The sequence below is a fragment of the Streptomyces sp. NPDC051921 genome (assembly GCF_040680975.1).
In the GTDB taxonomy this organism is placed as follows: Bacteria; Actinomycetota; Actinomycetes; order Streptomycetales; family Streptomycetaceae; genus Streptomyces.
The window spans coordinates 305,864-330,580 of sequence record NZ_JBFAXU010000004.1 but is presented as its reverse complement, the minus strand read 5'-3'; the positions used below and the strand labels follow the sequence as shown (position 1 = coordinate 330,580).

The 24,717-nt window shown below is 70.5% G+C and carries 22 protein-coding genes and 2 tRNA genes; 7 read left to right on the top strand and 17 right to left on the bottom strand.

Annotated features, from left to right (window positions below; translation table 11 throughout):
• Positions 1-241: 241 nt before the first annotated feature.
• The 5 genes from ndk to AB0M16_RS08095 form a co-directional block, all read right to left on the bottom strand.
• Positions 242-655 carry a nucleoside-diphosphate kinase gene (ndk, locus tag AB0M16_RS08115; protein WP_365340059.1) on the bottom strand — a complete coding sequence of 138 codons (414 nt, stop codon included), beginning with the start codon at positions 653-655 and terminating at the stop codon, positions 242-244.
• Between the two features lie 65 nt (positions 656-720).
• On the bottom strand, positions 721-1,077 hold the full coding sequence (locus AB0M16_RS08110) for a DUF4233 domain-containing protein (protein ID WP_365340057.1): 357 nt from the start codon (positions 1,075-1,077) through the stop codon (positions 721-723).
• 4 nt (positions 1,078-1,081) lie between these two features.
• On the bottom strand, positions 1,082-2,647 hold the full coding sequence (locus AB0M16_RS08105) for a folylpolyglutamate synthase/dihydrofolate synthase family protein (RefSeq protein ID WP_365340055.1): 1,566 nt from the start codon (positions 2,645-2,647) through the stop codon (positions 1,082-1,084).
• Between the two features lie 215 nt (positions 2,648-2,862).
• A complete protein-coding gene (locus tag AB0M16_RS08100; RefSeq protein WP_365340053.1) occupies positions 2,863-4,005 on the bottom strand; it encodes an ATP-binding protein in 1,143 nt (380 codons plus the stop codon).
• A 171-nt stretch (positions 4,006-4,176) separates the two neighbouring features.
• Positions 4,177-6,798, bottom strand: a complete 2,622-nt coding sequence (locus AB0M16_RS08095; protein WP_365340051.1) for a valine--tRNA ligase — start codon at positions 6,796-6,798, stop codon at positions 4,177-4,179.
• Between the two features lie 138 nt (positions 6,799-6,936).
• On the opposite strand from AB0M16_RS08095, the gene AB0M16_RS08090 reads away from it, so the two are divergent.
• Positions 6,937-7,899 carry a DUF3824 domain-containing protein gene (locus AB0M16_RS08090; RefSeq protein ID WP_365340049.1) on the top strand — a complete coding sequence of 321 codons (963 nt, stop codon included), beginning with the start codon at positions 6,937-6,939 and terminating at the stop codon, positions 7,897-7,899.
• Between the two features lie 75 nt (positions 7,900-7,974).
• Here the strand turns inward: AB0M16_RS08090 and clpX are convergent, their stop codons facing one another.
• The 5 genes from clpX to AB0M16_RS08065 form a co-directional block, all read right to left on the bottom strand.
• Positions 7,975-9,258, bottom strand: coding sequence for an ATP-dependent Clp protease ATP-binding subunit ClpX (clpX, locus tag AB0M16_RS08085; RefSeq protein ID WP_128980430.1), 1,284 nt, complete (start codon positions 9,256-9,258; stop codon positions 7,975-7,977).
• A gap of 156 nt (positions 9,259-9,414) precedes the next feature.
• The gene (locus AB0M16_RS08080) at positions 9,415-10,092 is read right to left on the bottom strand and encodes an ATP-dependent Clp protease proteolytic subunit (RefSeq protein WP_365340047.1); all 678 of its coding nucleotides are present in this window, start codon (positions 10,090-10,092) and stop codon (positions 9,415-9,417) included.
• 48 nt (positions 10,093-10,140) lie between these two features.
• On the bottom strand, positions 10,141-10,758 hold the full coding sequence (locus AB0M16_RS08075) for an ATP-dependent Clp protease proteolytic subunit (protein WP_365340045.1): 618 nt from the start codon (positions 10,756-10,758) through the stop codon (positions 10,141-10,143).
• Positions 10,759-11,032: 274 nt separating this feature from the next.
• Positions 11,033-12,412 carry a trigger factor gene (gene tig, locus AB0M16_RS08070; RefSeq protein WP_365340043.1) on the bottom strand — a complete coding sequence of 460 codons (1,380 nt, stop codon included), beginning with the start codon at positions 12,410-12,412 and terminating at the stop codon, positions 11,033-11,035.
• A gap of 146 nt (positions 12,413-12,558) precedes the next feature.
• A tRNA-Pro gene (locus tag AB0M16_RS08065) sits at positions 12,559-12,635 on the bottom strand.
• A 133-nt stretch (positions 12,636-12,768) separates the two neighbouring features.
• On the opposite strand from AB0M16_RS08065, the gene AB0M16_RS08060 reads away from it, so the two are divergent.
• Positions 12,769-12,842, top strand: a tRNA-Gly gene (locus tag AB0M16_RS08060).
• A gap of 49 nt (positions 12,843-12,891) precedes the next feature.
• Here the strand turns inward: AB0M16_RS08060 and AB0M16_RS08055 are convergent.
• The 4 genes from AB0M16_RS08055 to AB0M16_RS08040 all read right to left on the bottom strand — a co-directional run bounded on the left by AB0M16_RS08055 (position 12,892) and on the right by AB0M16_RS08040 (position 15,331).
• Positions 12,892-13,086: a hypothetical protein gene (locus tag AB0M16_RS08055; RefSeq protein WP_365340041.1), complete on the bottom strand. Its 195-nt coding sequence runs from the start codon at positions 13,084-13,086 to the stop codon at positions 12,892-12,894.
• A gap of 160 nt (positions 13,087-13,246) precedes the next feature.
• On the bottom strand, positions 13,247-13,720 hold the full coding sequence (locus tag AB0M16_RS08050) for an HD domain-containing protein (RefSeq protein ID WP_365340039.1): 474 nt from the start codon (positions 13,718-13,720) through the stop codon (positions 13,247-13,249).
• Positions 13,721-13,760: 40 nt separating this feature from the next.
• Entirely contained in the window at positions 13,761-14,180 is a 420-nt protein-coding gene (locus AB0M16_RS08045; RefSeq protein WP_365340037.1) for a DUF6086 family protein, read from the bottom strand.
• A 5-nt stretch (positions 14,181-14,185) separates the two neighbouring features.
• Complete coding sequence (locus AB0M16_RS08040) at positions 14,186-15,331, bottom strand: PP2C family protein-serine/threonine phosphatase (protein ID WP_365340035.1); 1,146 nt, start codon at positions 15,329-15,331, stop codon at positions 14,186-14,188.
• 107 nt (positions 15,332-15,438) lie between these two features.
• Here AB0M16_RS08040 and AB0M16_RS08035 point away from each other — a divergent pair, with 107 nt between their 5' ends.
• A complete protein-coding gene (locus AB0M16_RS08035; RefSeq protein WP_365340033.1) occupies positions 15,439-16,668 on the top strand; it encodes a GNAT family N-acetyltransferase in 1,230 nt (409 codons plus the stop codon).
• Positions 16,669-16,745: 77 nt separating this feature from the next.
• Here the strand turns inward: AB0M16_RS08035 and AB0M16_RS08030 are convergent, their stop codons facing one another.
• Both AB0M16_RS08030 and AB0M16_RS08025 read right to left on the bottom strand, forming a co-directional pair.
• Positions 16,746-17,555: a DNA-formamidopyrimidine glycosylase family protein gene (locus AB0M16_RS08030; RefSeq protein WP_365340031.1), complete on the bottom strand. Its 810-nt coding sequence runs from the start codon at positions 17,553-17,555 to the stop codon at positions 16,746-16,748.
• Complete coding sequence (locus AB0M16_RS08025) at positions 17,555-18,049, bottom strand: ribose-5-phosphate isomerase (protein WP_365340029.1); 495 nt, start codon at positions 18,047-18,049, stop codon at positions 17,555-17,557. Before AB0M16_RS08025 ends, AB0M16_RS08030 begins: the two co-directional genes overlap by 1 nt.
• 195 nt (positions 18,050-18,244) lie before the next feature.
• On the opposite strand from AB0M16_RS08025, the gene AB0M16_RS08020 reads away from it, so the two are divergent.
• A complete protein-coding gene (locus tag AB0M16_RS08020) occupies positions 18,245-19,717 on the top strand; it encodes an amino acid permease (protein ID WP_365340027.1) in 1,473 nt (490 codons plus the stop codon).
• Between the two features lie 174 nt (positions 19,718-19,891).
• Here the strand turns inward: AB0M16_RS08020 and AB0M16_RS08015 are convergent, their stop codons facing one another.
• Positions 19,892-20,485 (bottom strand): biotin transporter BioY, encoded by a 594-nt coding sequence (locus AB0M16_RS08015; RefSeq protein ID WP_365340025.1) that lies wholly within the window; start codon positions 20,483-20,485, stop codon positions 19,892-19,894.
• A gap of 264 nt (positions 20,486-20,749) precedes the next feature.
• Here AB0M16_RS08015 and AB0M16_RS08010 point away from each other — a divergent pair, with 264 nt between their 5' ends.
• The 3 genes from AB0M16_RS08010 (at position 20,750) to AB0M16_RS08000 (ending at position 24,699) form a co-directional block, all read left to right on the top strand.
• Positions 20,750-22,267, top strand: a complete 1,518-nt coding sequence (locus tag AB0M16_RS08010) for an amino acid permease (RefSeq protein WP_365340024.1) — start codon at positions 20,750-20,752, stop codon at positions 22,265-22,267.
• A gap of 117 nt (positions 22,268-22,384) precedes the next feature.
• On the top strand, positions 22,385-23,830 hold the full coding sequence (locus AB0M16_RS08005; protein ID WP_365340022.1) for an amino acid permease: 1,446 nt from the start codon (positions 22,385-22,387) through the stop codon (positions 23,828-23,830).
• 224 nt (positions 23,831-24,054) lie between these two features.
• Positions 24,055-24,699: a superoxide dismutase gene (locus AB0M16_RS08000; protein ID WP_365340020.1), complete on the top strand. Its 645-nt coding sequence runs from the start codon at positions 24,055-24,057 to the stop codon at positions 24,697-24,699.
• Positions 24,700-24,717: the final 18 nt, after the last annotated feature.

Sequence of the window (24,717 nt, the reverse complement as noted above, 5' to 3'; positions counted from 1 at the left end):
GCGTTGACGGCTTCTCAGGTCGGCGAGGTGACTGAAGGTGGTGCGGCGTGGAGTTTTCCATCGTAGTGCCGCCCGCACGGATACCGCGCGGCGGACCGCCCCAGTCCACCTCTGTATAGGTGACGGAATGACGCGGCGATCCGTTCCCGGGATCGGCGTTCATATGCCTGGGGGCGACCGAATTCCTTCGGTCGCCCCCAGGTCATGGCGCTGATCGGCTGACGCCCGGTCAGAGCAGGTGTCAGGAGAGACCCGGGAAGAAGATCTTCAGCTCACGTGTGGCGGACTCCTCGGAGTCCGAGGCGTGGATCAGGTTCTCGCGGACGATGGTGCCGAAGTCGCCGCGGATGGACCCCGGGGCGGCGGCGATCGGGTCGGTCGGGCCCGCGAGCGTGCGCAGACCCTCGATGACCCGCTCGCCCTCGACGACGAGCGCGACGACCGGACCGGACTGCATGAAGCCCATCAGCGGCTCGTAGAAGGGCTTGCCCTTGTGCTCGCCGTAGTGCTGCTCCAGCGTCTCCTGGTCCAGCTCGCGCATCTCCAGGGCCGTGATGGTCCAGCCCGCCTTGCGCTCGATACGGCCGATGATCTCGCCGATCAGACCACGGCGGACGGCGTCGGGCTTGAGCAGGACGAGCGATCGCTGGCTCACGGTGGAACTCCTTCAGACAACGGTGTGCGGGACTGACGAATCTACAGGGCCCGGACCGGCCCCGATCACGCAGCGTCAGGCCCTGCGGAGCCCTGGCGGGCGGCCCAGTCCGCCTTGATGGTGTCGATCCTGCGCCCGTAGTGCACGGAGGCCCACCACAGGGCGGCGAAGACCGCCCCGAGGAAGAACATGATCGGCACCACGAAGCCGCTGGCGATCAGCGCGATCTGCAGCGCCCAGCCCATCTGGACGCCGCCCGGACGGGTGGTCATCCCGCACAGCAGCACCGACAGGACCATGGCGATCCCGCAGACCCACCACACCGTCGACATCGCCAGCGTGTCGTCCTTCATGGCGACCAGGCCGGCGAAACCGATCACGAAGAACTCGCCGATCAGGGTCGAGGAACACAGCACCCGCATCGGCTCAGCCTCGCTTCAGGAGCAGCCGGGCATCGCCGACCGTGAAGATCGAACCGGTGACGAGGACGCCCGCGCCGGCGTACTCGTCCTCCTCCTCGGCGAGCGTGATCGCGGCCTCGATGGCGTCGTCGAGCCGCGGCTCGACGACCACGCGGTCCTCGCCGAAGACCTCGACCGCGATCGCGGCGAGCGCGTCGACGTCGGTGGCCCGCGGGCTGGAGTTCGCCGTGATCACGACCTCCGCGAAGATCGGCTCGAAGGCCTCCAGGAAGCCGCGGGCGTCCTTGTCGGCGCTGGTGGACACCACACCGATGAGCCGGGAGAAGCCGAAGGACTCGGTGATGCCGTCGGCGGTCGCGCGGGCGCCGTGCGGGTTGTGCGCGGCGTCCAGGATGACCGTGGGAGAGGAGCGCACGACCTCCAGACGGCCCGGCGAGGCCACCTGGGCGAAGGCCCGGCGGACCGTGTCGAGGTCGAGCGTCCGGGCGTGCTGCGAGCCGATGCCGAAGAAGGCCTCGACGGCGGCGAGCGCCACCGCCGCGTTGTGCGCCTGGTGCGCGCCGTACAGCGGCAGGAACACGTTGTCGTACTCGCCGCCGAGGCCGCGCAGGGTGAGGAGCTGGCCGCCGACGGCGACCTCGCGGGAGACGACGCCGAACTCCATGCCCTCACGGGCCACGGTGGCGTCGACGTCGACGGCCTTCTTCAGGAGCACCTGGGCCGCGTCCACCGGCTGCTGGGCGAGGATCACCGTCGCGCCCTGCTTGATGATCCCGGACTTCTCGCCGGCGATCGCGGCGGGCGTGTCGCCGAGGCGGTCGGTGTGGTCGAGGTCGATCGGGGTGACGACGGCGACGGAGGCGTCGATGACGTTGGTGGCGTCCCACGTGCCGCCCATGCCGACCTCGACCACCGCCGCGTCGACCGGGGCGTCGGCGAAGGCCGCGTACGCCATCCCGGTGAGGACCTCGAAGAACGAGAGCCGGTACTCCTCGCGGGCGTCGACCAGCTCCACGTAGGGCTTGATGTCCTGGTACGTCTCGATGAAGCGCTCGGCGTCGATCGGGGCGCCGTCCAGACTGATCCGCTCGGTGATGGTCTGCACGTGCGGCGAGGTGTAGCGCCCGGTGCGCAGGTCGAAGGCGCCGAGCAGGAGCTCGATCATGCGGGCCGTGGAGGTCTTGCCGTTCGTGCCCGTGATGTGGATCGACGGATACGCGCGCTGCGGCTCGCCGAGGACGTCCATCAGGGCCGCGATGCGGGTGACCGAGGGCTCCAGCTTGGTCTCGCCCCAGCGGGTCGACAGCTCGGTCTCGACCTCGCGCAGCGCCTTGTCGACCTCGGGGTCGGCGGGACGCGAGGGCACGGGGTCGCCCTGCGGCGGACCGGCCATGGTGCGCAGGGTGCGGCTGCCGGCCTCGATCACCGCCAGGTCGGGGGTGGGGGTGCCCCCTTCTCGAGCGGAGTCGAGAGATGGGGGGAGGTCGGTCTCGTCGTCGACGATGTCGTCGAACAGGTCGCCCTGGTCGCTGTCGTCGAACTGGTCGCGCGGGTCGCTCGGCTCACTCACGCCCCCAGTCTACGGAGCGGCACCGACAGGACATCGGACCCACCCCTTTCGGGACTTTCGACCCACCGGCCGCCGGAGCCCGCCCGGCGCGGGTACGGCCGGCGGGATACGGCCCGCGGCGTACGGGCCCGCGGGGCGGCCCGGGGCGGCGGGGCGGCAGGCCGGCAGGGGTCGGCCGGCGGGCGGGCAGCAGGCGCGATCCCGCCCGGCGGGCCCTAGCGGTCGGCCAGGCCCGACGGGAGGGTCGCCGTGACCACGTACGCGCCGTGCTCGCGGCGGGCGTCGAGCGTGCCGCCCATGCTGGTGACGCGCTCCTCCATGGAGAACAGGCCGGTGCCGGTCGACACCGGTGCACGGTCCGGCGGGGTCTGGGCCAGCGGATTGCGGACCTCGACGCGCAGCGCGGGACCCTCGACCGTGATCGACACGCTCACCGGCAGGCCCGGCGCGTGCTTGGCCGCGTTCGTCAGGCACTCCCGCACGACCCGGTGGACGGCCGCCTGCCGCAGCGGCGACAGCGCCTTCGCCTCCTCGGCCACCTGGACGTCGACGGGGCTGCCCAGGCGCTCGCTCTCCTCGGCGAGGGCCGCGAGCCCTTCGAGGCCCGGGGTGGCGGCGCCGCCGTCGGCACGCCGTACGAGGGTCTCGTTGAGCATGTGATGGGCGCGCCGGGCGGTGTCGGCAAGCTCCTCGAAGGCCTTCTGGTGCGCCTCTCCCCTGGCCCGTACGGCGAGCACCTCGGCCCGCACCGCGAGTACGGTCAGCTCCCGGCCCACCAGGTCGTGGACGTCCCGGCCGACCGAGATCCGCTCCTCCTGGACGGCCTGCCGGGCGGCGGCCTCGCGGCGCTGGACCTCCAGGGCCCGTACGAGGTCGTGGCGGTAGGCGGCGATGCCGACGCCGGCGGCGAGGACGCCGATGGGGACGACGAGGCTCAGGAAGTCGCTGAGGGTCGCGCCGTGCCGGGCTGGCCAGCCGGGGGTGTTGAAGTAGGCGTAGGCGGCGCCGACGTACAGCAGGGTGGCCAGGACGGCGGTCCGCCGCCCGCGGAAGCGGCCCAGCGAGTACAGCGCGAACTGGATCATCGTGAGCTCGTGCAGCCAGCCCATCAGGACGATCGCCACCACGAACGGCACCCACGGCGCCCGCCGGCGCAGCACGAGGGTGGCCGCGCCGGCCGCGAGGACCAGGGTGGCGGTGATCCCGGTGAGCGAGTTGTCCTCGCGGGCGAGCCCCGGCACGTCCAGGACCATGAGGCCGAAGGCGCTGAGCGCGGCGACGACGTCCATGGCGCGGGGCGACACGGCCCACCGGTCCACGCAGCGGCGCAGCGCGGACGGGGCGGGAAGGGGAAGCATGCGTTCCATCATCCCGGGTCCTTGGTCCCGTCACCGAGGACCTGAAGTCCCGTCTGATGTGAGATGGGGCACGAGGGCCAACTTTGTCCGAAATGCGAGACGGCGCCGCCGCAGGGAAACGCCGAAGGCCCCCGGAACCAGGTGCGGTTCCGGGGGCCTTCGGCGTACGGCTCACGCCTGCGGCAGACGCTCCAGCTGGGACTGGATGCGGGCGATGTCCTCCTCCGCCTTGGCCAGGCGGGTGCGGATCTTGTCGACCACGTTGTCCGGCGCCTTGGCCAGGAAGGCCTCGTTGCCGAGCTTGCCCTCGGCCTGCGCCTTCTCCTTCTCCGCGGCGGCGAGGTCCTTCGCGAGGCGCTTGCGCTCGGCGGCGACGTCGATCGTGCCCGAGAGGTCGAGCGCGACGGTGGCACCGGCGACCGGCAGGGAGGCGGTGGCGGAGAAGCCCTCGCCCTCCGGCTGGAGACGCAGCAGCTGGCGGATGGCCGCCTCGTGCGCGGCGAGCGGGGTGCCGTCCAGCTCCAGGCGGGCCGGGACCTTCTGGCCGGGCTGGAGGCCCTGGTCGGCGCGGAAGCGGCGCACCTCGGTGACGACCTGCTGCAGGTTCTCGATCTCGGCCTCGGCGGCCTCGTCACGGAAGCCGCTGTCCGTCGGCCACTCGGCGATGACCAGGGACTCGCGCCCGGTGAGGGTGGTCCACAGGGCGTCGGTGACGAACGGGACGATCGGGTGCAGCAGGCGCAGCATGACGTCCAGGACCTCGCCGAGGACCCGGCCGGAGACCTTGGCCTGCTCCCCGCCGGCGAAGAAGGTCGTCTTCGACAGCTCGACGTACCAGTCGAAGACCTCGTCCCACGCGAAGTGGTAGAGCGCGTCGCTGAGCTTCGCGAACTGGTAGTCCTCGTAGTAGGCGTCGACCTGGGCGACCGTCTTGTTGAGACGGGACAGGATCCAGCGGTCGGTCGCGGACAGCTGCTCGACCGGGGGCAGTTCGCCCTCGATCGTCGCGCCGTTCATGAGCGCGAAGCGGGTGGCGTTCCAGATCTTGTTGGCGAAGTTCCGGGAGGCCTTGACCCAGTCCTCGCCGATCGGGACGTCGACGCCCGGGTTGGCGCCGTTGGCCAGGGTGAAGCGGACGGCGTCGGAGCCGTACTGGTCCATCCAGTCCAGCGGGTTGACCACGTTGCCGAAGGACTTCGACATCTTCTTGCCGTTCTGGTCACGGACCATGCCGTGCAGCGCGATGGTGTGGAACGGCGGGACGCCGTCCATCGCGTAGAGGCCGAACATCATCATCCGGGCGACCCAGAAGAAGAGGATGTCGTAGCCGGTGACGAGGACGGAGTTCGGGTAGAACTTCGCGAGGCTCTCGGTCCGCTCGGGCCAGCCGAGCGTGGAGAACGGCCACAGGCCGGAGGAGAACCAGGTGTCGAGGACGTCGGTGTCCTGGTGCCAGCCCTCGCCCGCCGGCGGCTCCTCGTCAGGGCCGACGCAGACGACCTCGCCGTTGGGGCCGTACCAGACCGGGATGCGGTGCCCCCACCACAGCTGGCGCGAGATGCACCAGTCGTGCAGGTTGTCGACCCAGTCGAAGTACCGCTTCTCCATCTCCTGCGGGTGGATCTTGACCTTGCCGTCGCGGACCGCGTCACCGGCGGCCTTCGCGAGCGGGCCGACCTTGACCCACCACTGCATCGAGAGGCGCGGCTCGATGGTGGTCTTGCAGCGCGAGCAGTGCCCGACGGAGTGGGTGTACGGACGCTTCTCCGCGACGATCCGGCCCTCGGCGCGCAGTGCGGCGACGATGGCGGAACGGGCCTCCAGGCGGTCCAGGCCCAGGAAGGGGCCGTGGACGGTGATGACCGCGTGCTCGTCCATGACGGCGATCGACGGCAGGTTGTGGCGCTGGCCGATCTCGAAGTCGTTCGGGTCGTGAGCCGGCGTCACCTTGACGGCGCCGGTGCCGAACTCGGGGTCGACGTGCGTGTCGGCGACGACCGGGATGCGGCGGCCGGTGAGCGGCAGCTCGATCTCGGTGCCGACCAGGTGCTTGTAGCGCTCGTCGTCCGGGTGGACGGCGACGGCCGTGTCACCGAGCATCGTCTCGGCGCGGGTGGTGGCGACGACGATCTCCGTGTCGCCCTCGCCGTACCGGATGGAGACGAGCTCGCCGTCGTCGTCCTGGTACTCGACCTCGATGTCGGAGATCGCGGTGAGGCAGCGCGGGCACCAGTTGATGATGCGCTCGGCGCGGTAGATCAGCTCGTCGTCGTAGAGCTTCTTGAAGATGGTCTGGACGGCCTGCGAGAGGCCCTCGTCCATGGTGAAGCGCTCGCGCGACCAGGCGACGCCGTCGCCGAGGCGGCGCATCTGACCGGAGATCTGGCCACCGGACTCGGCCTTCCACTGCCAGACGCGCTCGACGAACGCCTCACGGCCCAGGTCGTGACGGGACTTGCCCTCCTTGGCGAGCTCACGCTCGACGACGTTCTGGGTGGCGATACCGGCGTGGTCCATGCCCGGCTGCCACAGCGTCTCGTAGCCCTGCATGCGCTTGCGGCGGGTGAGGGCGTCGATCAGCGTGTGCTCGAAGGCGTGGCCCAGGTGGAGCGAGCCGGTGACGTTCGGCGGCGGGATGACGATGGTGTACGGCGGCTTGTCGCTCTTCTCGTCCGCCTCGAAGTACCCGCGCTCTACCCAGCGCTCGTACAGCGGCCCCTCTACCTCGGCCGGCGTGTACTGGGTCGGCAATTCGGTGGTGGCTGCTGTCTGCTGCTGAGTGTTCTCGGTCACGGGGCCAGTTTAGGGGTGTCCGACGGTCCTCCTGAAACTCGATTGTTCGGTAACGGTGTGACCCCCACCGCCCCGGCGCGGCACGGCTTCCGACAGGATGTTCGCTACGCATAAACATCCTGTGAGGGGAACCTGTCCATGAGCTACAACCAGCCGGGCCCGTACGGCGGCCAGCCGCAGCAGCCCGGGCCGTACGGCCAGCCGGGCCCTTACGGCCAGCAGCCGCAGCAGCCCGGTCCGTACGGCGGCCAGCCGCAGCCCGGTTACGGCTACCCGCAGCAGGCCCCGCAGGGCGTCCCGCCGCAGCAGCCGTACGGCTACCCGCAGCAGCCGCAGCAGCCCGGGCCGTACGGCCAGCCGCCCCAGCAGCCCCCGTACGGCGCCCCGCAGGGCCCGGGCGGCTACATGCCCCCGCCGCCGGCCGCCAAGAAGAGCCCGGCCGGCTGGATCATCGGTGGCATCGCCGTGGTGGCGGCACTGGGCGTGGGCGCGTACTTCGTGCTCGGTGGCGGGGGCGGCTCCAACGTCGCGGACGACGGCCCGCACAAGCTGATCACCCCGGCGACGGTGCTCGTCGAGTACAAGAAGTCCCAGGAGGGGAAGAGCTCCGAGGAGGACAAGAAGTCGCTCAAGGAGGCCGAGAAGAACGGCGTCAAGAACGCCAAGGAGGTCGGCGCCTCCTACGAGGTGAAGAACGAGGCCAACCCGCTGGGCGCCAAGATGATCTCGTTCAACGGTCTCTACGGCGAGATCGACGACCCGGAGCAGGTCGTCGACACCATCTTCGCCACCATCAAGACGGAGGCCGAGAAGGACAAGGGCAAGGCCGACGAGCCGCAGCTCGAGGGCAGCCCGCAGGAGTACAAGCCGGCCGATCTGGACGGCGCGGTCCTGAAGTGCCAGCAGGCCAAGACCAAGGCCGACGCCACGGCCGGCACCCCGGCGATGACCATGACCTTCTGCGTGTGGGCCGACCACAGCACGGTCGGCATCGTCGTCCCGGTCGACATGGCCTCGCTGCTGTCCGGCAAGGGCGGCTCCGCCGAGGACGCCGCCGCCACGACGGCCAAGCTCCGCAAGGAAGTTCGCGTCAAGGCCTGATCGGGCCCATGACGAAAGGGGCGCCCCGCCGGTCTCACCGGCGGGGCGCCCCTTCTCGCTGTGTGCGTGGTGCCGCTACGCGCTCTTCTCGTGCCGGCCGTCGTTCTTCACGATCCGCGGGACCAGCGTCGGGTTGACGTTGTCGCGGACCACGTCGGCCGTGATGACCACGCGGGCCACGTCCTTGCGGGACGGGACCTCGTACATCACCGACTGGAGGACCTCCTCCATGATGGCGCGCAGGCCACGGGCGCCGGTGCCGCGGAGGATGGCCTGGTCGGCGATGGCCTCCAGGGCCGGGCGGTCGAAGTCCAGCTCCACGCCGTCGAGTTCGAAGAGGCGCTGGTACTGCTTCACCAGCGCGTTGCGGGGCTCGACCAGGATCTTCAGCAGGGCTTCGCGGTCCAGGTTGTGGACGGAGGTGATGACGGGAAGACGGCCGATGAACTCGGGGATCATCCCGAACTTCACGAGGTCCTCGGGCATGACCTCCTGGAACTGGTCGCTCGCCTCGATCTCGCGCTTGGAGCGGATGGTCGCCCCGAAGCCGATGCCCTTGGCGCCCGCCCGCGACTCGATGATCTTCTCCAGGCCGGCGAAGGCGCCGCCCACGATGAAGAGCACGTTCGTCGTGTCGATCTGGATGAACTCCTGGTGCGGGTGCTTCCGGCCGCCCTGCGGCGGGACGGAGGCCGTGGTGCCCTCCAGGATCTTGAGGAGTGCCTGCTGCACGCCCTCGCCGCTCACGTCGCGCGTGATCGACGGGTTTTCGCTCTTACGGGCGACCTTGTCGATCTCGTCGATGTAGATGATCCCGGTCTCGGCCTTCTTGACGTCGTAGTCGGCCGCCTGGATCAGCTTGAGCAGGATGTTCTCGACGTCCTCGCCGACATAGCCCGCCTCCGTCAGCGCCGTCGCGTCGGCGATGGCGAACGGCACGTTGAGCATGCGGGCGAGCGTCTGGGCCAGCAGCGTCTTGCCGGAGCCCGTGGGGCCCAGCAGCAGGATGTTGGACTTCGCCAGCTCGATGGCGTCGTCCCGGCCCTGCGCGCCGCCGTTCTCGCCGGCCTGGACGCGCTTGTAGTGGTTGTACACCGCGACCGAGAGGGCCTTCTTCGCGGGCTCCTGCCCGACGACGTACCCCTCGAGGAACTCGTAGATCTCGCGGGGCTTGGGGAGCTCCTCCCACCGCACCTCGCTCGTCTCGGCGAGTTCTTCCTCGATGATCTCGTTGCAGAGGTCGATGCACTCGTCGCAGATGTACACACCGGGGCCTGCGATGAGCTTCTTCACCTGCTTCTGGCTCTTTCCGCAGAACGAGCACTTGAGCAGGTCGCCGCCATCACCGATGCGTGCCACGAGGTGCTTCCCCTTCGCCTGGGAGTGCTTGGTTCAGCGACTCCTGGTGCCTCATATTCGACGGTACCTTGCCGGGCCCCCCGTTCGGGCCCCCCTTGGCACGGTTGGCATGGACGGGATTCGGCCACACCAACCGCGGCAAGGGAAGGTCGAGCGTCAGGCTGCCGCGGCGGCCGTGCTCTTGCGGGTCGAGACGATCTGGTCGATCAGGCCGTACGCCAGGGCGTCCTCGGCCGTCAGGATCTTGTCACGCTCGATGTCGTCGCGGATCTTCTCGATCGGCGTCGAGGAGTGCTTGGCCAGCATCTCCTCCAGCTGGCTGCGCATGCGCAGGATCTCGTTGGCCGCGATCTCCAGGTCGGAGAGCTGCTCACGGCCGGTGCCGCCGGACGGCTGGTGGATCAGCACGCGCGCGTTCGGCAGGGCCATCCGCTTGCCGGGGGTGCCGGCGGCGAGCAGCACGGCCGCGGCGGAGGCCGCCTGGCCCATGCAGACCGTCTGGATGTCCGGCTTCACGAACTGCATCGTGTCGTAGATGGCCGTGAGGGCGGTGAAGGAGCCGCCCGGGCTGTTGATGTAGATCGAGATGTCGCGGTCCGGGTCCATCGACTCCAGGCACAGCAGCTGCGCCATGACGTCGTTGGCGGAGGCGTCGTCGATCTGCACGCCGAGGAAGATCACGCGCTCCTCGAAGAGCTTCGCGTACGGGTCGTACTCGCGGATGCCCTGCGAGGTGCGCTCGACGAAGCGCGGGACGACGTAGCGGTTGTCCACCTGCGGGCCGCTGTAGAGGCCGCTCGCGGAGAAGTTCGGGGTCATGGGGCTGTTCACCATCCTGAGGGCGATCGGTGGGCTGGGGCTGTCGGAGCGGGCTGCCTGGGCTCAGGCGCCCGTGCCGCCGCCGCCCGGAACACCCGCGGCGTGCGTGATGATGTCGTCGATGAGGCCGTACTCCTTGGCCTCCTCCGAGGTGAACCAGCGGTCGCGGTCGCCGTCGCGGATGATCGCCTCGACGGTCTGACCGGAGTGGTGCGCGGTGATCTCGGCCATGCGCTTCTTCGTGCGGAGGAGGTACTCGGCCTGGATCTTGATGTCCGAGGCCGTGCCGCCGATGCCGGCGGAGCCCTGGTGCATCAGGATGTCGGTGTTCGGCAGCGCGAAGCGCTTGCCGGGGGTGCCGGCGGTGAGCAGGAACTGGCCCATCGAGGCCGCCATGCCCATACCGATGGTGACGACGTCGTTCGGGATGAACTGCATGGTGTCGTAGACCGCCATGCCGGCCGTCACCGAGCCGCCGGGGCTGTTGATGTACAGGTAAATGTCCTTCTCCGGCTCCGCGGCCAGGAGGAGCATCTGCGCGGTGATCTTGTTGGCGATCTCGTCGTCGACCTGCTGGCCGAGGAAGATGATCCGCTCGCCGAGCAGCCGGTTGTAGACATGGTCGCCGAGGCCGCCACCGATGGACGGCTCACCCGCGGCGTAAGGCTTCAGATTCGTCACGTATCCACCTGCTCGTCTCCGACGGCCCCGGGCCGTCTCGCGTCTCGTTCTGAGGGCAGTGCCCTCGTATTCATGGACCCTAACGCGCAGGTAGGACAACGCCATCCCGGTTCCCGAACTGTTCGCTGGGAGCGCAAGGTAGTTGGGCGCGCATAAACGGGTCACGAGGGGGTTCCCGGAGGGTTCCCGCTACGTCCACGGGCCCGGGCGCACAACTGTGCGTCCGGGCCCGTGGCGCGGGGTTCAGCGCGAGGCGCGGGCCTCCCGGTGAGCCTTACTTGTCCTCGGAGACCTCGGCCTCGCCGGTGACGGCCTCGACCGTCTCGGTGGCCTGCTCCTCGTCCTCGTCGGACAGGTCGACCACGTCGCCGTTGGTGTCGACGACCTTGGCGGCCTCGACGACGACCGCGAGGGCCTTGCCGCGGGCGACCTCGCCGACGAGCATCGGCACCTGGCCGCCCTGGACGACGGCCTGGGCGAACTGGTCGGGGGACATGCCGGAGGAGGCGGCGCGGCGCATGAGGTGCTCGGTGAGCTCCTCCTGGTCCACGTTCAGCTGCTCCTTGGAGACCAGCTCGTCGAGCAGGAACTGGGTCTTGATGCCCTTGACCGCCTGCTCCTTGGTCTCGGCGTCGAACTCCTCGACCGTCTTGCCCTGGAACTCCAGGTACTTCTCGAGGGTCAGGCCCATCTGACCGAGCTGGTGGTGCTCCAGGTTGTGCTTGCGGGTGTTGATCTCGTCCTCGAGCAGCTTCTCGGGAACGGGGATCTCCGCGAGCTCCAGGAACTTCTCCAGGACGCGCTCCTGGGCCTGGGTGGCCTGGTCGAACTGCTTCATGTTCTCGAGGCGCTTGCGGCTGTCGGCCTTGAGCTCGTCGAGGGTGTCGAACTCCGACGCCATCTGGGCGAACTCGTCGTCCAGCTCGGGGAGCTCGCGGGCGGCGACGGCGGTGACCTTGACGGTGACCTCGGCGTCCTTGCCCTCGGCGGAGCCGCCCTTCAGCTGCGAGGTGAAGGTGGCCTCGCCGCCGGCCTCCAGGCCGGTGACGGCCTCGTCGATGCCGTCGAGCAGCTCGCCGGAACCGATGGTGTACGAGACGCCGGAGGCGACACCGTCGGGCAGGACCTCGCCGTCGACCTTGGCCTCGAGGTCGATGGTGACGACGTCACCCTCGGTGGCGGCGCGCTCGACCGGGTTGGTGGAGGCGAAGCGCTCGCGCAGCTGCTCCACCGACTTCTCGATGTCCTCGTCGGTGACCTCGACGGCGTCGACCTCGACCTCGATGCCGGAGTAGTCCGGGATCTCGATGGCCGGGCGGATGTCGACCTCGGCGGTGAAGGCCAGCTTCTCGCCGTCCTTCAGCTCCGTGATGTCGACCTCGGGCTGGCCCAGCGGGTTGACCTCGGCCTCGTTGACCGCCTCGGTGTAGAGCTTCGGGAGCGCGTCGTTGACGGCCTCCTCCAGCACCGCACCACGGCCGAACCGCTGGTCGATCACGCGAGCCGGGATCTTGCCCTTGCGGAAGCCCTTGACCGTGACCTGCTGGTTGATCTTCTTGTACGCCGCGTCGAGGCTGTCCTTGAGCTCCTCGAAGGGCACCTCGACAGTGAGCCGAACCCGGGTCGGGTTCAGGGTCTCCACGGCGCTCTTCACGGTTCGGTCTCCTTGGTGGCTGATTCCTGGTTTCCGGCGGCGCCGCCCGTGGCGGCTCCGGCCGATCGGCCCGGTCAGAGAGACACACGGGCACGCAGCTTGCATAGTAACCGCAAGCGCCTCGCGCCCCACAACGTGATCTTTGCTGGTCGGGGTGGCGGGATTTGAACCCACGGCCTTCCGCTCCCAAAGCGGACGCGCTACCAAGCTGCGCCACACCCCGTCGGTGCGACACGTAGGGTACATGGACGGAGACGGTGCGACGCCCCCACTTTCCGAGGGGTGTGCGCGGACCTGCCCGGACCCGCTACGATGGCGTCCGTGCCGCCGCGGTGATCACTCACGGCGCGCTGCTCGCGGGCGTAGCTCAATGGTAGAGCCCTAGTCTTCCAAACTAGCTACGCGGGTTCGATTCCCGTCGCCCGCTCCATCGACGAAGGCCCGCCGGACACCGTCCGGCGGGCCTTCGTCGTCGGCGCTCAGAACTTGATGGACCCGACGGTCTGCGTTATCGAGTCGAGGAAGCGCTGGATGTCGTCGGCCATGCCCGTGGAGGCGAGGAAGAAGCCGAACAGCACCGCGACGACGGCCGGTCCGGCCTTCAGGTTCCCGCCACGGATCAGCACCACCATGATGATCGCCAACAGCAGCACCACGGACAGTGAAATGGCCACAACTGATCACACCCTCGGTCGGTTCCCGCCTTGCCGCCCGGGAGCGCACGTCACAGAACACCCCCGCCACATCTATCGTGCCACCAACTTCCTGCCCACTGCGGCCGGGTGACGAATCGTCGACGCAAGAATCAGGCCAAGGTGACCCATTCCTTTCGGGTCACCGCGTCGCGGCGGGCGGCTCCGCAAGTCCCAGCAGGGCCCGCACCTCGGCGTACTTGGCGGTGAGCCGGTCCCTGGTCGGGGCGTCGAGGACGGCGAGCCGGGCCGGGTCGGCGTTGTGCGCGAGATCGGACTCCTTGACCAGGAGGGCGCCGGGGGTGGCCAGAATCCGACGGGTGTAGCCCTCGATCCCCTCCCCCGGCCGCTTCGTGAGCGCGCGGACCATCGCCTTGGTCTCCGCCGGCAGGGCGGCCTGCGCCAGCCACGCCTCGGACAGGGCGTCGTCCTCGACGGAGTCGTGCAGCCAGGCCGCCGCGACCTGCGCGTCGCTGCCGCCCCGTGCCCGCACGCCGTCGGCGACGGCCCGCAGGTGCTCCGCGTAGGGGCGGCCCGCCTTGTCGGTCTGCCCCGCGTGGGCGGTGACGGCGAGGGCCTCGATCTCGGCGAGGCTGAGGTAGGGGGTGCCGGTCATGGGCGTCAGCGTAGTGCGGTGCCTCCGCCGTGCGGCGGGCTCAGCGGGGCATGGACCGGGCCATGCGCTCGCGCAGGGCCACCAGGCGGGCGTCCCCGGGCGGCGGGACGATGCCGGCGGAGGTGATCTGGACGGCCTCCCGCGCCTCCGGACGCTCTTCGGTGGCCGGCGGCAGGGGGATGCCGGCGCGGTCGGCGAGGGCCAGGACCGTCCCGGCGAAGCCCTCGGACAGGGCGAGGACCACCCCGTGGCCGGTGGCCCGCTGATGGGCGACGAGGGCGGCCACGAAGGCCGTGAACGGCTCACGCGCGACGTCGATCTCGTCGTTGGCCATCTCGCCGATGCCGGAGGGCAGGCCGAGCTCCTCCTCCCAGAGCCGCACGTGCCGCAGGAAGAGGTTCCCGGCCTTGTTCGCCGGGTTCCAGAGCGTTTCGCCGTCCATGTCGACGTACTGGGACATGCGTCCTACCCCTTGCGGTTGATCAGGAGGAGCGCGCGGTCGTCGTTGACGTCCTTCGCGCAGGCCTCGATGAGGTGCCAGGCCGCACCCTCGAAGCCGGCGGAGACGTAGCGGTCGGCCTCGCCGGTGAGGCGGTCGATGCCCTCGGCGATGTCGCGGTCGGCGCTCTCGACGAGGCCGTCGGTGAAGAGCATGAGGACGTCCCCGGGCCGCAGGGAGCCCTTGACCGGGTGGAACTCGGCGCCGTCGTAGACCCCGAGCAGCGGGCCCTCGGCGGCCTTCTCCTCCCAGCGGCCGCTGCCCGCGTGCAGCTGGAGCGCGGGCAGGTGGCCGGCGGAGAGGAGCTCGTAGTCGCCGGACTCCAGGTCGAGGACGAGGTGGATGGAGGTGGCGAAGCCCTCGTCCCAGTCCTGGCGGAGCAGGTAGCCGTTGGCGGCGGGCAGGAAGCCGTGCGGGGGCAGCGAGCCGAGGAGCCCGCCGAAGGCCCCGGAGAGCAGCAGGGCGCGGGAGCCCGCGTCCATGCCCTTGCCGGAGACGTCGGTGAGCAGGACCTCCAGGGTGCGCCCGCCGTGGGTGCGGGCCGCGACGACGAAGTCGCCGGAGAAGGACTGGCCGCCGGCCGGGCGCAGCGCCATCTCGCGGTGCCAGCCGGCCGGGAGGTGGGGCAGCGCGCTCTGGACGCGAATGCGTTCGCGCAGGTCGAAGAGCATGGTGCCGCCGCGCCGCCAGGGGACGCCGACGCGGGCCCGGAACTGCGCGATGAGCAGCCCGAACAGCCCGCAGGCCGCGACCACCAGGACCGTGCCGGGGGTGACCCGGGCGGGGCCCTGGGTGTACGGGCCGAGGACGACGGACTCGACGATGAGCGCGCCCGCGGCCGCCGCGTACAGCCCGAGGAGGCTGGCCGGGCGCAGGATCAGCCCGCCGGCGACGATCGGCAGCACGAGTGCCACGGGTGAGCACCACACGGGGTTCACGAGGGTGCCGCAGGCGATGGCCGGGACGGTGAGGAGGAGTCCGGCCAGGGCGACCCAGTCGGAGCCGTCGCCGCGGAAGTAGTCGACCCCGGACCGACGCAGCGCGACGCGGGCCCGGTGGGCGCTCCTGCGCATCCGGGCCGCGTACGAGTCCACTCCGCCGCGACGTCCCATTGGCCTGGACCCTATCCACCCGATCGGAGCTCGTGCAGGGGGACCCAGGTGACATTGCATTCGAAATCGGGTCGCGTCGGTCGACGGGGCGCTGATATCGATGGCATATGACGACTGAACTGCGGGTGCTCGACCCTGCCGAATGGGACAAGTGGTACGCCGTCCTGGAACTCGCGTTCGGCGGCGTCGCCGAGGCCGACGAGGAGCGCAAGCTCTGGCAGGAGCTGACCGAGCACGACCGTTTCCTCGGCGCGTGGGACGGGGCCCGCTGCGTCGGCACGGCGGGCGCGTTCACCTTCCGGCTGTCCGTGCCGGGCGGCGCCGTGGTGCCGGCGGCGGGCGTCACGATGGTCAGCGTGGCCGGGACGCACCGGCGGCGCGGCATCCTCACCTCGATGATGCGGCGCCAGCTGGAGGACGTCCGGTCCTGGGGCGAGCCGCTCGCCGTGCTCACGGCCTCGGAACCGGAGATCTACGGGCGCTTCGGGTACGGCGTGGGCGCGTACGCGGTGCGGGCGACGATCGACACGCACCGGGTGCGGCTCGCCGTGCCGGAGGGCACGGACGGGGTGTCGCTGCGGGTGACGTCGCCGACGGAGGCGCTCGACGCGACCGAGGCGGTGTACGCGCGGCTGGTCGGGGCCCGGCCCGGGATGCTGGAGCGGCGGCCCGGCTGGGAGCGGCTCGCGCTGCTCGACCCGCCGGCCGATCGCGAGGGCGCCTCGCCGCGGCAGTGCGTGCTCGCGGAGCGGGACGGCGAGGTCGTGGGGTACGCGCACTACGCCGTCAAGCCGGAGTGGTCCTTCGCGGGTGCCAACGGTTCGGTGTCGGTGCACCAGCTGGCGGGGCTCGACCCGGCGGCGGAGGCGGCGCTGTGGCGCTTCCTGTGCTCGGTGGACCTGACCTCGCAGGTACGGATCCACAGCCGGCCCGTGGACGACGCCTGGCAGCACCTGGTCACGGACGTCCGGCGCTGCGAGCCGACCGTCCGGGACGCGCTGCACGTGCGGCTCGTGGACGTGGGCGCGGCGCTCGCGGCGCGGACGTACCAGACGCCGGTGGACGTGGTGTTCGAGGTCGCGGACGCGTTCTGTCCGTGGAACGAGGGGCGGTGGCGGTTGACGGGGGGCGCGGAGGGGGCGGTGTGCGTGCGTACGGACGCGCCCGCCGATCTCGCGCTGTCCGTGCGGGAGTTGGGGGCGGCGTACCTGGGGGGCGTGTCGTTGGTGTCGCTTGCCGCGGCGGGGCGCGTGCGCGAGCTGCGGCAGGGGTCCCTGGTCGGGGCGTCGGTCGCCTTCGGGTCAGCCGTCGCGCCGTGGTTGCCGCACGGGTTCTAGGAGCCGGCGGAGGGAAACGGGCGGCGTCCACCCGGGACGCCGCGGGCCCGGCAGGGCCCGGGAGACCCGCCCTGGCGCTAGCCGGTCTGACAGCCCGGGCACCAGAAGAGGTTGCGGGCGGCCAGGTCCGCGGTGCGGATCTCCGTGTGGCAGACGTGGCAGGGCAGGTGGGCGCGGCGGTAGACGTAGACCTCGCCGCCGTGGTCGTCGACTCGGGGCGGGCGGCCCATCGCCTCGGGGGTGTGCTCGGCGCGGACCGTGTCGATGCGGTTCAGGCGGACGCCCTCCCGCATCAGCGCGACGAGGTCGTCCCAGATCGCCCGCCACTCCCGCTCGGTCAGGTCCTTGCCCGCGCGGTACGGGTCGATGCCGTGCCGGAAGAGGACCTCGGCGCGGTAGACGTTGCCGACGCCCGCGACGACCTTCTGGTCCATGAGCAGGGCGGCGATCGTCGTGCGGGACTTCGAGATCCGGTGCCAGGCCTTCTCGGGGCCGTCCGCGGCGCGCAGCGGGTCGGGGCCGAGCCGGTCGTGTATCGCCCGCTTCTCGGCGTCGGTGATCAGGGCGCAGGTCGTCGGGCCGCGCAGGTCGACGTACGCGTCGGGGTTCGCGAGGCGCAGCCGCACGGTGTCGGTGGGCGGCGGCGCGGGGGCGTCGCCGAAGGTCACCTTGCCGAAGAGGCCCAGGTGGATGTGGACCCACTCGTCTCCGGGGAAGCCGAGGAAGAGGTGCTTGCCGTGGGCCTCGGTGCCGTCGAGGACGGTGCCGTCGAGGAGGGCGGCGGAGTCGGCGAACTTGCCCTGGGGGCTGGAGACGCGCACAGGCCGGCCGCCGAACCGTTCCCGGTAGTCGGCGGCCAGCCGGTGGATGGTGTGCCCTTCGGGCATCAGGCGGTGGGCTCCTGCGGGTGGTGGGCCGGGATCGGCGGGAGCTCGCCGGTGGTCTCGTACGCCGCGAGCATGTCGATGCGGCGCGTGTGGCGCTCGTCACCCGAGTAGGGGGTCTTGAGGAAGACCTCGACGAAGGTGGTGGCCTCGTCCTGGGAGTGCATGCGGGCGCCCACGGCGACGACGTTGGCGTTGTTGTGCTCGCGGCCGAGGGCGGCGGTCTGCACGCTCCAGGCGAGGGCGGCGCGCACCCCCTTGACCTTGTTGGCGGCGATCTGCTCGCCGTTGCCGGAGCCGCCGATCACGATGCCGAGGCTGTCCGGGTCGGCGGCCGTCCTCTCCGCGGCGCGCAGGCAGAACGGCGGGTAGTCGTCCTGGGCGTCGTAGATGTGGGGGCCGCAGTCGACGGGCTCGTGGCCATGGGCCTTCAGCCACTCGACGAGGTGGTTCTTGAGTTCGTATCCGGCGTGGTCGGAGCCGAGGTAGACGCGCATGGTCACGAGTGTGGCACGCCAGGGGCGGGGTAGCGGTCAGCGGGGTCGGGACCTTGGTCCGGGACTTCCGTCCCATTGGTCCGGACCTCATGTCCTGAATCACGATCCGGAATCAGCTCTTCCGTACTCGCGGGTCTCCGGGTTACATGTCTCCGGCTCGCGACCCGAGCTGCCCCCCACCCGAAGGAAGCGTTCATGAACCCGCAGCCGACCCTGGCGAAGGAAGGCGGGAGCGCCGGAAACACCGGTGATTCCCAGTCTTCCCCCGGAACCAACGGCTCCGACGGCCTCAAGGCCGGACTCAAGAACCGCCACCTCTCGATGATCGCCATCGGCGGCGTCATCGGTGCCGGCCTCTTCGTCGGCTCCGGCTCCGGCATCGCCGCGGCCGGACCCGCCATCCTGCTGTCCTACGCGCTCGTCGGCGCCATGGTCGTCTTCGTGATGCGGATGCTCGGCGAGATGGCCGCCGCCCGCCCGTCCTCCGGCTCCTTCTCGGCCTACGCCGACCGGGCGCTCGGCCGCTGGGCCGGCTTCACCATCGGCTGGCTGTACTGGTTCTTCTGGGTCGTCGTGCTCGCCGTCGAGGCGACCGCCGGCGCCAAGATCCTCGAAGGCTGGATCCCGGCCGTGCCGCAGTGGGCCTGGGCGCTCATCGTGATGGTCGTGCTCACCGCGACCAACCTGGGCTCCGTCGCCTCGTACGGCGAGTTCGAGTTCTGGTTCGCCGGCATCAAGGTCGTCGCCATCGCCGCCTTCGTCGTCATCGGCTTCCTCGCGGTCTTCGGCGTGCTGCCGGGCTCGGACAACCCGGGCGCGGGCCTCGCGCACCTCACCGACGCCGGGGGCTTCTTCCCGATGGGCGCGGGCGCGATCCTCACCGGTGTCCTGATGGTCGTCTTCTCCTTCATGGGCAGCGAGATCGTCACCCTGGCCGCCGGCGAGTCCGAGGACCCGCAGCGAGCCGTCACCAAGGCCACCAACAGCGTCATCTGGCGGATCGGCGTCTTCTACCTGGGCTCGATCTTCGTCGTCCTCACCCTGCTGCCGTGGAACGACAAGTCGATCGTCGACAAGGGCTCGTACGTCGCCGCCCTCGACTCCATCGGCATCCCGGCCGCCGGCCAGATCATGAACGTGATCGTCCTGACCGCGGTGCTGTCCTGCCTGAACTCGGGCCTCTACACCGCCTCCCGCATGGCCTTCTCGCTCGGCCGGCGCGGTGACGCGCCCAAGGCCTTCGCCCGCGCCAACGAGCGCGGTGTGCCGGTGACCGCGATCCTCGCCTCGGTCGTCTTCGGCTTCGTCGCGGTCTTCTTCAACTACAAGTGGCCCGACACCGTCTTCGCCTTCCTGCTGAACTCCTCCGGCGCCGTCGCCCTCTTCGTGTGGCTGGTCATCTGCATCACCCAGCTGAAGATGCGCGGGATCATCCAGCGCGAGTCGCCCGAGAAGCTGGTCGTGAAGATGTGGCTCTTCCCGTACCTCACCTGGGCCACCGCCGCGATGATCGTCTTCGTCCTGGGCTACATGGTCTACGACGGCGGCAGCAACCGCGAGCAGGTCGTGCTCTCGCTGCTCGTGGCGGCGCTCGTGCTCGCCATCGGTCTCGTCAAGGACCGCCTCGTGAAGGCCAAGGGCCAGGCGGAACCCGCCGACACGATCTGAATCCGTACCTGACGGGGACCGTCAGGTATCGGCGAAAGGCTCTCCGTACACCGACCGCTCGGGAACGGGGAGCCTTTCCCTGTCCGACCCCACGACTCCGCAACGGCGAAGAGGTTCGCCGGGGTCGAGTCGGAACTCGACCCCGGCGAACCTCTTCGGGGGGGGAAGGGGGCGTCAGCCCTTGCGGCCGACGAGCTTCCAGGCGGCCGGCAGGGCGCCCATGGCGAGGGCGGCCTTGAGCGCGTCGCCGATCAGGAACGGGGTGAGGCCCGCGGCGACCGCCTGACCGAAGGTCATGCCGGTGGCCAGGGCCAGGTAGGGCACGCCCACCGCGTAGATGATCGCGGAGCCGAGCGCCATGGTGCCGGCGGTGCGCAGGACCGAGCGGTCGGCGCCGCGGCGGGCGAGGCCGCCGACGACCGTGGCGGCGAGCAGCATGCCGAGGATGTAGCCGAAGGACGGCATGGCCCAGCCGGAGGAGGCCTGGGCGAACCACGGCACACCCGCCATGCCGGCGACGGCGTACAGGCCGAGGGAGAGGAAGCCGCGGCGGGCGCCGAGCGCGGTGCCGACGAGCAGGGCGGCGAAGGTCTGGCCGGAGACCGGGACCGGGGAGCCCGGGACCGGGACGGAGATCTGGGCGGCGAGGCCGGTCAGCGCGGCGCCGCCGACGACGAGCGCGAGGTCGCGGACCCTGCTCGCCGGGATCAGGTCGGCCAGGACCGTGCCGGAACGGAGGGAGGAGACGGGGGCGGCGGCGGTGCTCATCGGTACTCCGCGGGGTGACGGGGACGGGGGAAAGGGCGGGACACGCTCGACCGTATGCCAGCAGTGACCGGCCGATCACCATCAGCCGCCCACAAAGCGGGGGTTGAGCCCTTCGTGGAGATCAAACAAAGGCCGGTTCCCCTACCGAATGCAGAGTGACCCTTGTCACTGGGAACTCCTGCGCAAGGGTCCCTTTTGCGCCATGGGCCTGTCACCGGAGAGACTGTGGGGTCTCCATAAACCGTCCGAGAGCGCGGATCCCTCATGCACGACCCTGTGGCCCCCGAACCGGAGCCTCTCTCCCCTGGACTGAAGCAGCGTCATCTGACGATGCTGGGCCTCGGCGGGGTGATCGGCGCGGGGCTCTTCGTGGGCTCGGGCGCGGGCATCGCCGTCGCCGGTCCCGGGATCGTCGTGTCGTACCTGCTCGCGGGCGCGCTCGCGATGCTGGTCATGCGCATGCTGGGCGAGATGTCGGCGGCGATGCCGGCCTCCGGCGCCTTCTCGGTGCACGCGGAGCGGGCGCTCGGGCGCTGGGCCGGCTTCTCGGTGGGCTGGTTGTACTGGTTCCTGCTCGTGGTGGTGCTCGCCGTCGAGGCGACGGGCGCGGCCCGGATCGCGCACGGCTGGGTGCCGGGGGTCCCGCAGTGGGCCTGGGTGCTGCTCTTCATGGTGGTGTTCACGGCCACGAACCTGGCGGCGGTGAAGAACTTCGGCGAGTTCGAGTTCTGGTTCGCCGCGCTCAAGGTCGGCGCGATCGTGCTGTTCCTCGTGCTCGGCGTGCTGGCGGTCGTGGGCTGGCTGCCCGACACCGACCCGGTCGGCCTGGCGAACCTCACCGGGCAGGGCGGCTTCCTGCCGCAGGGCTGGGCGGGCGTGGTGTCCGGTGTGCTCGCCGTCGTGTTCGCCTTCGGCGGTCTGGAGGTCGTGACGATCGCGGCTGCCGAGTCGGACGACCCGGCGCGCAACGTGGCCCGGGCGGTGCGCAGCGCGGTGTGGCGCATCCTCCTCTTCTACGTGGGCTCGATGCTGGTGATCGTGACCCTGCTTCCGTGGACCGCGATGGAGCCGGGCGAGTCGCCGTACGTGGCCGTCCTGGACGCGATCGGGGTGCCCGCGGCCGGGCAGATCATGAACGTGGTGGTCTTCGTGGCGCTGCTGTCGGCGCTCAACGCCAACCTGTACGGCTCCTCGCGGATGGTGTTCTCGCTCGCCGAGCGCGGAGAGGCACCGGAGGGACTGCTCCGGATCTCCGGCGGAGGGGTGCCGCGGCGGGCGGTGCTCGCGTCCGTGGCCTTCGGCTTCGTCTCCGTCCTGCTCAATCTGAAGTGGCCGGATTCGGTCTTCCTCTACATGCTCAACGCGGTCGGCGCGGTCCTGCTGTTCGTGTGGGCACTGATCGCCGTCTCCCAGCTGCGGCTGCGGCGCCGGATCGAGCGCGAGGCGCCGGAGACGCCTGCCCTGCGCATGTGGGGGTTCCCCTGGCTGACCTGGGCGGCGCTCGCCGCGATGGCGGCGGTGCTCGTGCTGATGCTGCTCGACGACGGGGCCAGGCCGCAGGTGCTGTGGTCGGCCGGGGCGACGGCGGCGGTGCTGGTGGTGGCGTGGGGACGCGAGCTGCGCGGCCGGCGCGCCCCGGCCGCGACCGCCGTCTCCGCCTCCGCCGCGGCCTCCGCCCCTCCCGGATCCCCCGGCTCCGGCACGTCCTCGGGCTCCCCTTCGCACTCTCCCTCGGCCTCCCCGTCGGGCTCCCCGCCGACCTCCCCCACGAAGCGAAACTGAATCTTCACCTTGTGTGAAGGTCGTGACCGTATAGCGGACATCCGTTCCCTGTGAGCGGTGCGGCCCCACAGACTGTGGCCCACCCTCCCCGTCTCAGCTACTGAACAGGGTTCGCCCATGTCTCGGACCACCGCGCCCGCGCCGGCCGACCGCAAGGACGGCGCGACCGCCCCCACCGGCCTGACGCACGGCCTCAAGCAGCGTCATCTGTCGATGATCGCCCTCGGCGGCGTCATCGGCGCCGGTCTCTTCGTCGGCTCCGGCGCCGGCATCGCGGCGGCCGGCCCGTCGATCGTCCTCGCGTACGCGATCTCCGGTGTGCTCGTCATGCTGGTCATGCGGATGCTGGGCGAGATGTCCGCGGCCAATCCGGCCTCCGGCTCCTTCTCCGTCCACGCCGAGCGCGCCTTCGGGCCGTGGGCCGGCTTCACCGCGGGCTGGGCCTTCTGGTTCCTGCTCTGCGTGGCCGTCGGCCTTGAGGGCATCGGCGCCGCGAACATCATGACCGGCTGGTTCCCCGGCACCCCGGCGTGGGCCTGGGTGGCCCTCTTCATGCTGGTGTTCTGCGCCACGAACCTGGCGGCGGTGAAGAACTTCGGCGAGTTCGAGTTCTGGTTCGCCGCGCTCAAGGTCGGCGCGATCGTCCTGTTCCTCGGCATCGGCGTGCTCGCCATCCTCGGCGTGCTGCCCGGCACCGACGCCCCCGGCACCGCCAATCTCACCGGCGACGGCGGCTTCTTCCCGCACGGCTCCGAGGGCCTGATCGTCGGCCTGCTCGCCTCGGTGTTCGCGTACGGCGGTCTGGAGACCGTCACCATCGCGGCGGCCGAGTCCGAGCACCCCGTGCAGGGCGTCGCCAAGGCCGTCCGTACGGCGATGTGGCGCATCGCGCTCTTCTACATCGGCTCCATGGCGGTCATCGTCACCCTCGTCCCGTGGGGCGACAAGGCGGTCGTCGAGAAGGGCCCGTACGTCGCCGCCCTCGACCACCTGGGCATCCCGGCCGCCGGCCAGATCATGAACGTGGTCGTCCTGGTCGCCCTGCTCTCCGCCATGAACGCCAACATCTACGGCGCCTCCCGCATGGCCTGCTCGCTGGTCGCCCGCGACCAGGGCCCGAAGGCGCTCGGCCGCACCTTCGGCGGCGTGCCGCGCCCGGCCGTCCTGGTCTCCTGCGTCGTCGGCTTCGGCTGTGTGCTGCTGAGCTACTGGTCGCCGGACAAGGCCTTCATCTGGCTGCTCAACACCATCGGCGCGATCATCCTCGTGGTCTGGTTCTTCATCGCGGCCTCGCAGCTGATGCTGCGCCGCCGCACGGAGCGCGAGGCGCCCGAGAAGCTGGTCGTGAAGATGTGGGGCTTCCCGGTGCTCACCTGGGTCGCACTGCTCGGCATGGCGGCGGTCTTCGTCCTGATGGCCCGCGAGGAGGGCACCCGCATCCAGCTCTACTCGACCGGTGCCCTGACGCTGGCGCTCGCGGTGATCGGCTTCGCGCTGCAGAAGGCGCGCGGGACCGCGTCGGAGCCGGCGACGCCGGCCGAGACGGTGGCCGACGAGACCTGACCGGCCCTCTTCCGCACGCGACCGCGCCCCGCCGGGCTTCCGGCGGGGCGCGGTCGTGCTTCCGGCCGCCGGGCGGGGCCCCCGACGCCGCACGCACCACAGCGGTGTTCGCGCCGTCTGGACCTAGGACCGAAGACTGATCAACTTGTGCCGCACCTACTGCTAGCCTGCACTTGCATATAAGTTGCAATAAGCAGTCGGTCGAAGGGCTAAGGGTTCGGCGCATGGCGATCTACACACTTCCGGAGCTGCCGTACGACTACGCGGCGCTGGAGCCGGTGATCAATCCGCAGATCATCGAGCTGCACCACGACAAGCACCACGCCGCCTACGTCAAGGGTGCGAACGACACGCTGGAGCAGCTGGAGGAGGCCCGCGACAAGGATCAGTGGGGATCGATCACCGGCCTGGAGAAGAACCTGGCCTTCCACCTGTCGGGCCACATCCTGCACTCCATCTACTGGAACAACATGAACAGCCCGAAGGACGGCGGCGGCGGCGAGCCCCTGGCCGTCGACGGGGTCGGCGAGCTGGCCGACGCGATCACCGAGTCCTTCGGCTCCTTCGCCAGGTTCAAGGCCCAGCTGACCAAGGCCGCCGCGACCACGCAGGGCTCCGGCTGGGGCGTCCTCGCGTACGAGCCGATCAGCGGCCGCCTGATCGTCGAGCAGGTCTACGACCACCAGGGCAACGTCGGCCAGGGCTCGGTGCCGGTCCTCGTCTTCGACGCCTGGGAGCACGCCTTCTACCTGCAGTACAAGAACCAGAAGGTCGACTTCATCGAGGCCATGTGGCAGGTCGTCAACTGGCAGGACGTGCAGAAGCGCTACACCGCCGCGAAGGCCAGCATCCCGCTGATCTCCTTCTGAGCCCCCGGGCTCTCCGGA

Excerpts from the sequence above, each read along its gene's own strand:
- AB0M16_RS08110 (WP_365340057.1), bottom strand. The coding sequence starts at position 1,077 with ATGCGGGTGCTGTGTTCCTCGACCCTGATCGGCGAGTTCTTCGTGATC.
- AB0M16_RS08100 (WP_365340053.1), bottom strand. The coding sequence starts at position 4,005 with ATGCTTCCCCTTCCCGCCCCGTCCGCGCTGCGCCGCTGCGTGGACCGG.
- AB0M16_RS08090 (WP_365340049.1), top strand. The coding sequence starts at position 6,937 with ATGAGCTACAACCAGCCGGGCCCGTACGGCGGCCAGCCGCAGCAGCCC.
- AB0M16_RS08080 (WP_365340047.1), bottom strand. The coding sequence starts at position 10,092 with ATGGTGAACAGCCCCATGACCCCGAACTTCTCCGCGAGCGGCCTCTAC.
- AB0M16_RS08050 (WP_365340039.1), bottom strand. The coding sequence starts at position 13,720 with ATGACCGGCACCCCCTACCTCAGCCTCGCCGAGATCGAGGCCCTCGCC.
- AB0M16_RS08045 (WP_365340037.1), bottom strand. The coding sequence starts at position 14,180 with ATGTCCCAGTACGTCGACATGGACGGCGAAACGCTCTGGAACCCGGCG.
- AB0M16_RS08040 (WP_365340035.1), bottom strand. The coding sequence starts at position 15,331 with ATGGGACGTCGCGGCGGAGTGGACTCGTACGCGGCCCGGATGCGCAGG.
- AB0M16_RS08035 (WP_365340033.1), top strand. The coding sequence starts at position 15,439 with ATGACGACTGAACTGCGGGTGCTCGACCCTGCCGAATGGGACAAGTGG.
- AB0M16_RS08030 (WP_365340031.1), bottom strand. The coding sequence starts at position 17,555 with ATGCCCGAAGGGCACACCATCCACCGGCTGGCCGCCGACTACCGGGAA.
- AB0M16_RS08025 (WP_365340029.1), bottom strand. The coding sequence starts at position 18,049 with ATGCGCGTCTACCTCGGCTCCGACCACGCCGGATACGAACTCAAGAAC.
- AB0M16_RS08020 (WP_365340027.1), top strand. The coding sequence starts at position 18,245 with ATGAACCCGCAGCCGACCCTGGCGAAGGAAGGCGGGAGCGCCGGAAAC.
- AB0M16_RS08015 (WP_365340025.1), bottom strand. The coding sequence starts at position 20,485 with ATGAGCACCGCCGCCGCCCCCGTCTCCTCCCTCCGTTCCGGCACGGTC.
- AB0M16_RS08010 (WP_365340024.1), top strand. The coding sequence starts at position 20,750 with ATGCACGACCCTGTGGCCCCCGAACCGGAGCCTCTCTCCCCTGGACTG.
- AB0M16_RS08005 (WP_365340022.1), top strand. The coding sequence starts at position 22,385 with ATGTCTCGGACCACCGCGCCCGCGCCGGCCGACCGCAAGGACGGCGCG.
- AB0M16_RS08000 (WP_365340020.1), top strand. The coding sequence starts at position 24,055 with ATGGCGATCTACACACTTCCGGAGCTGCCGTACGACTACGCGGCGCTG.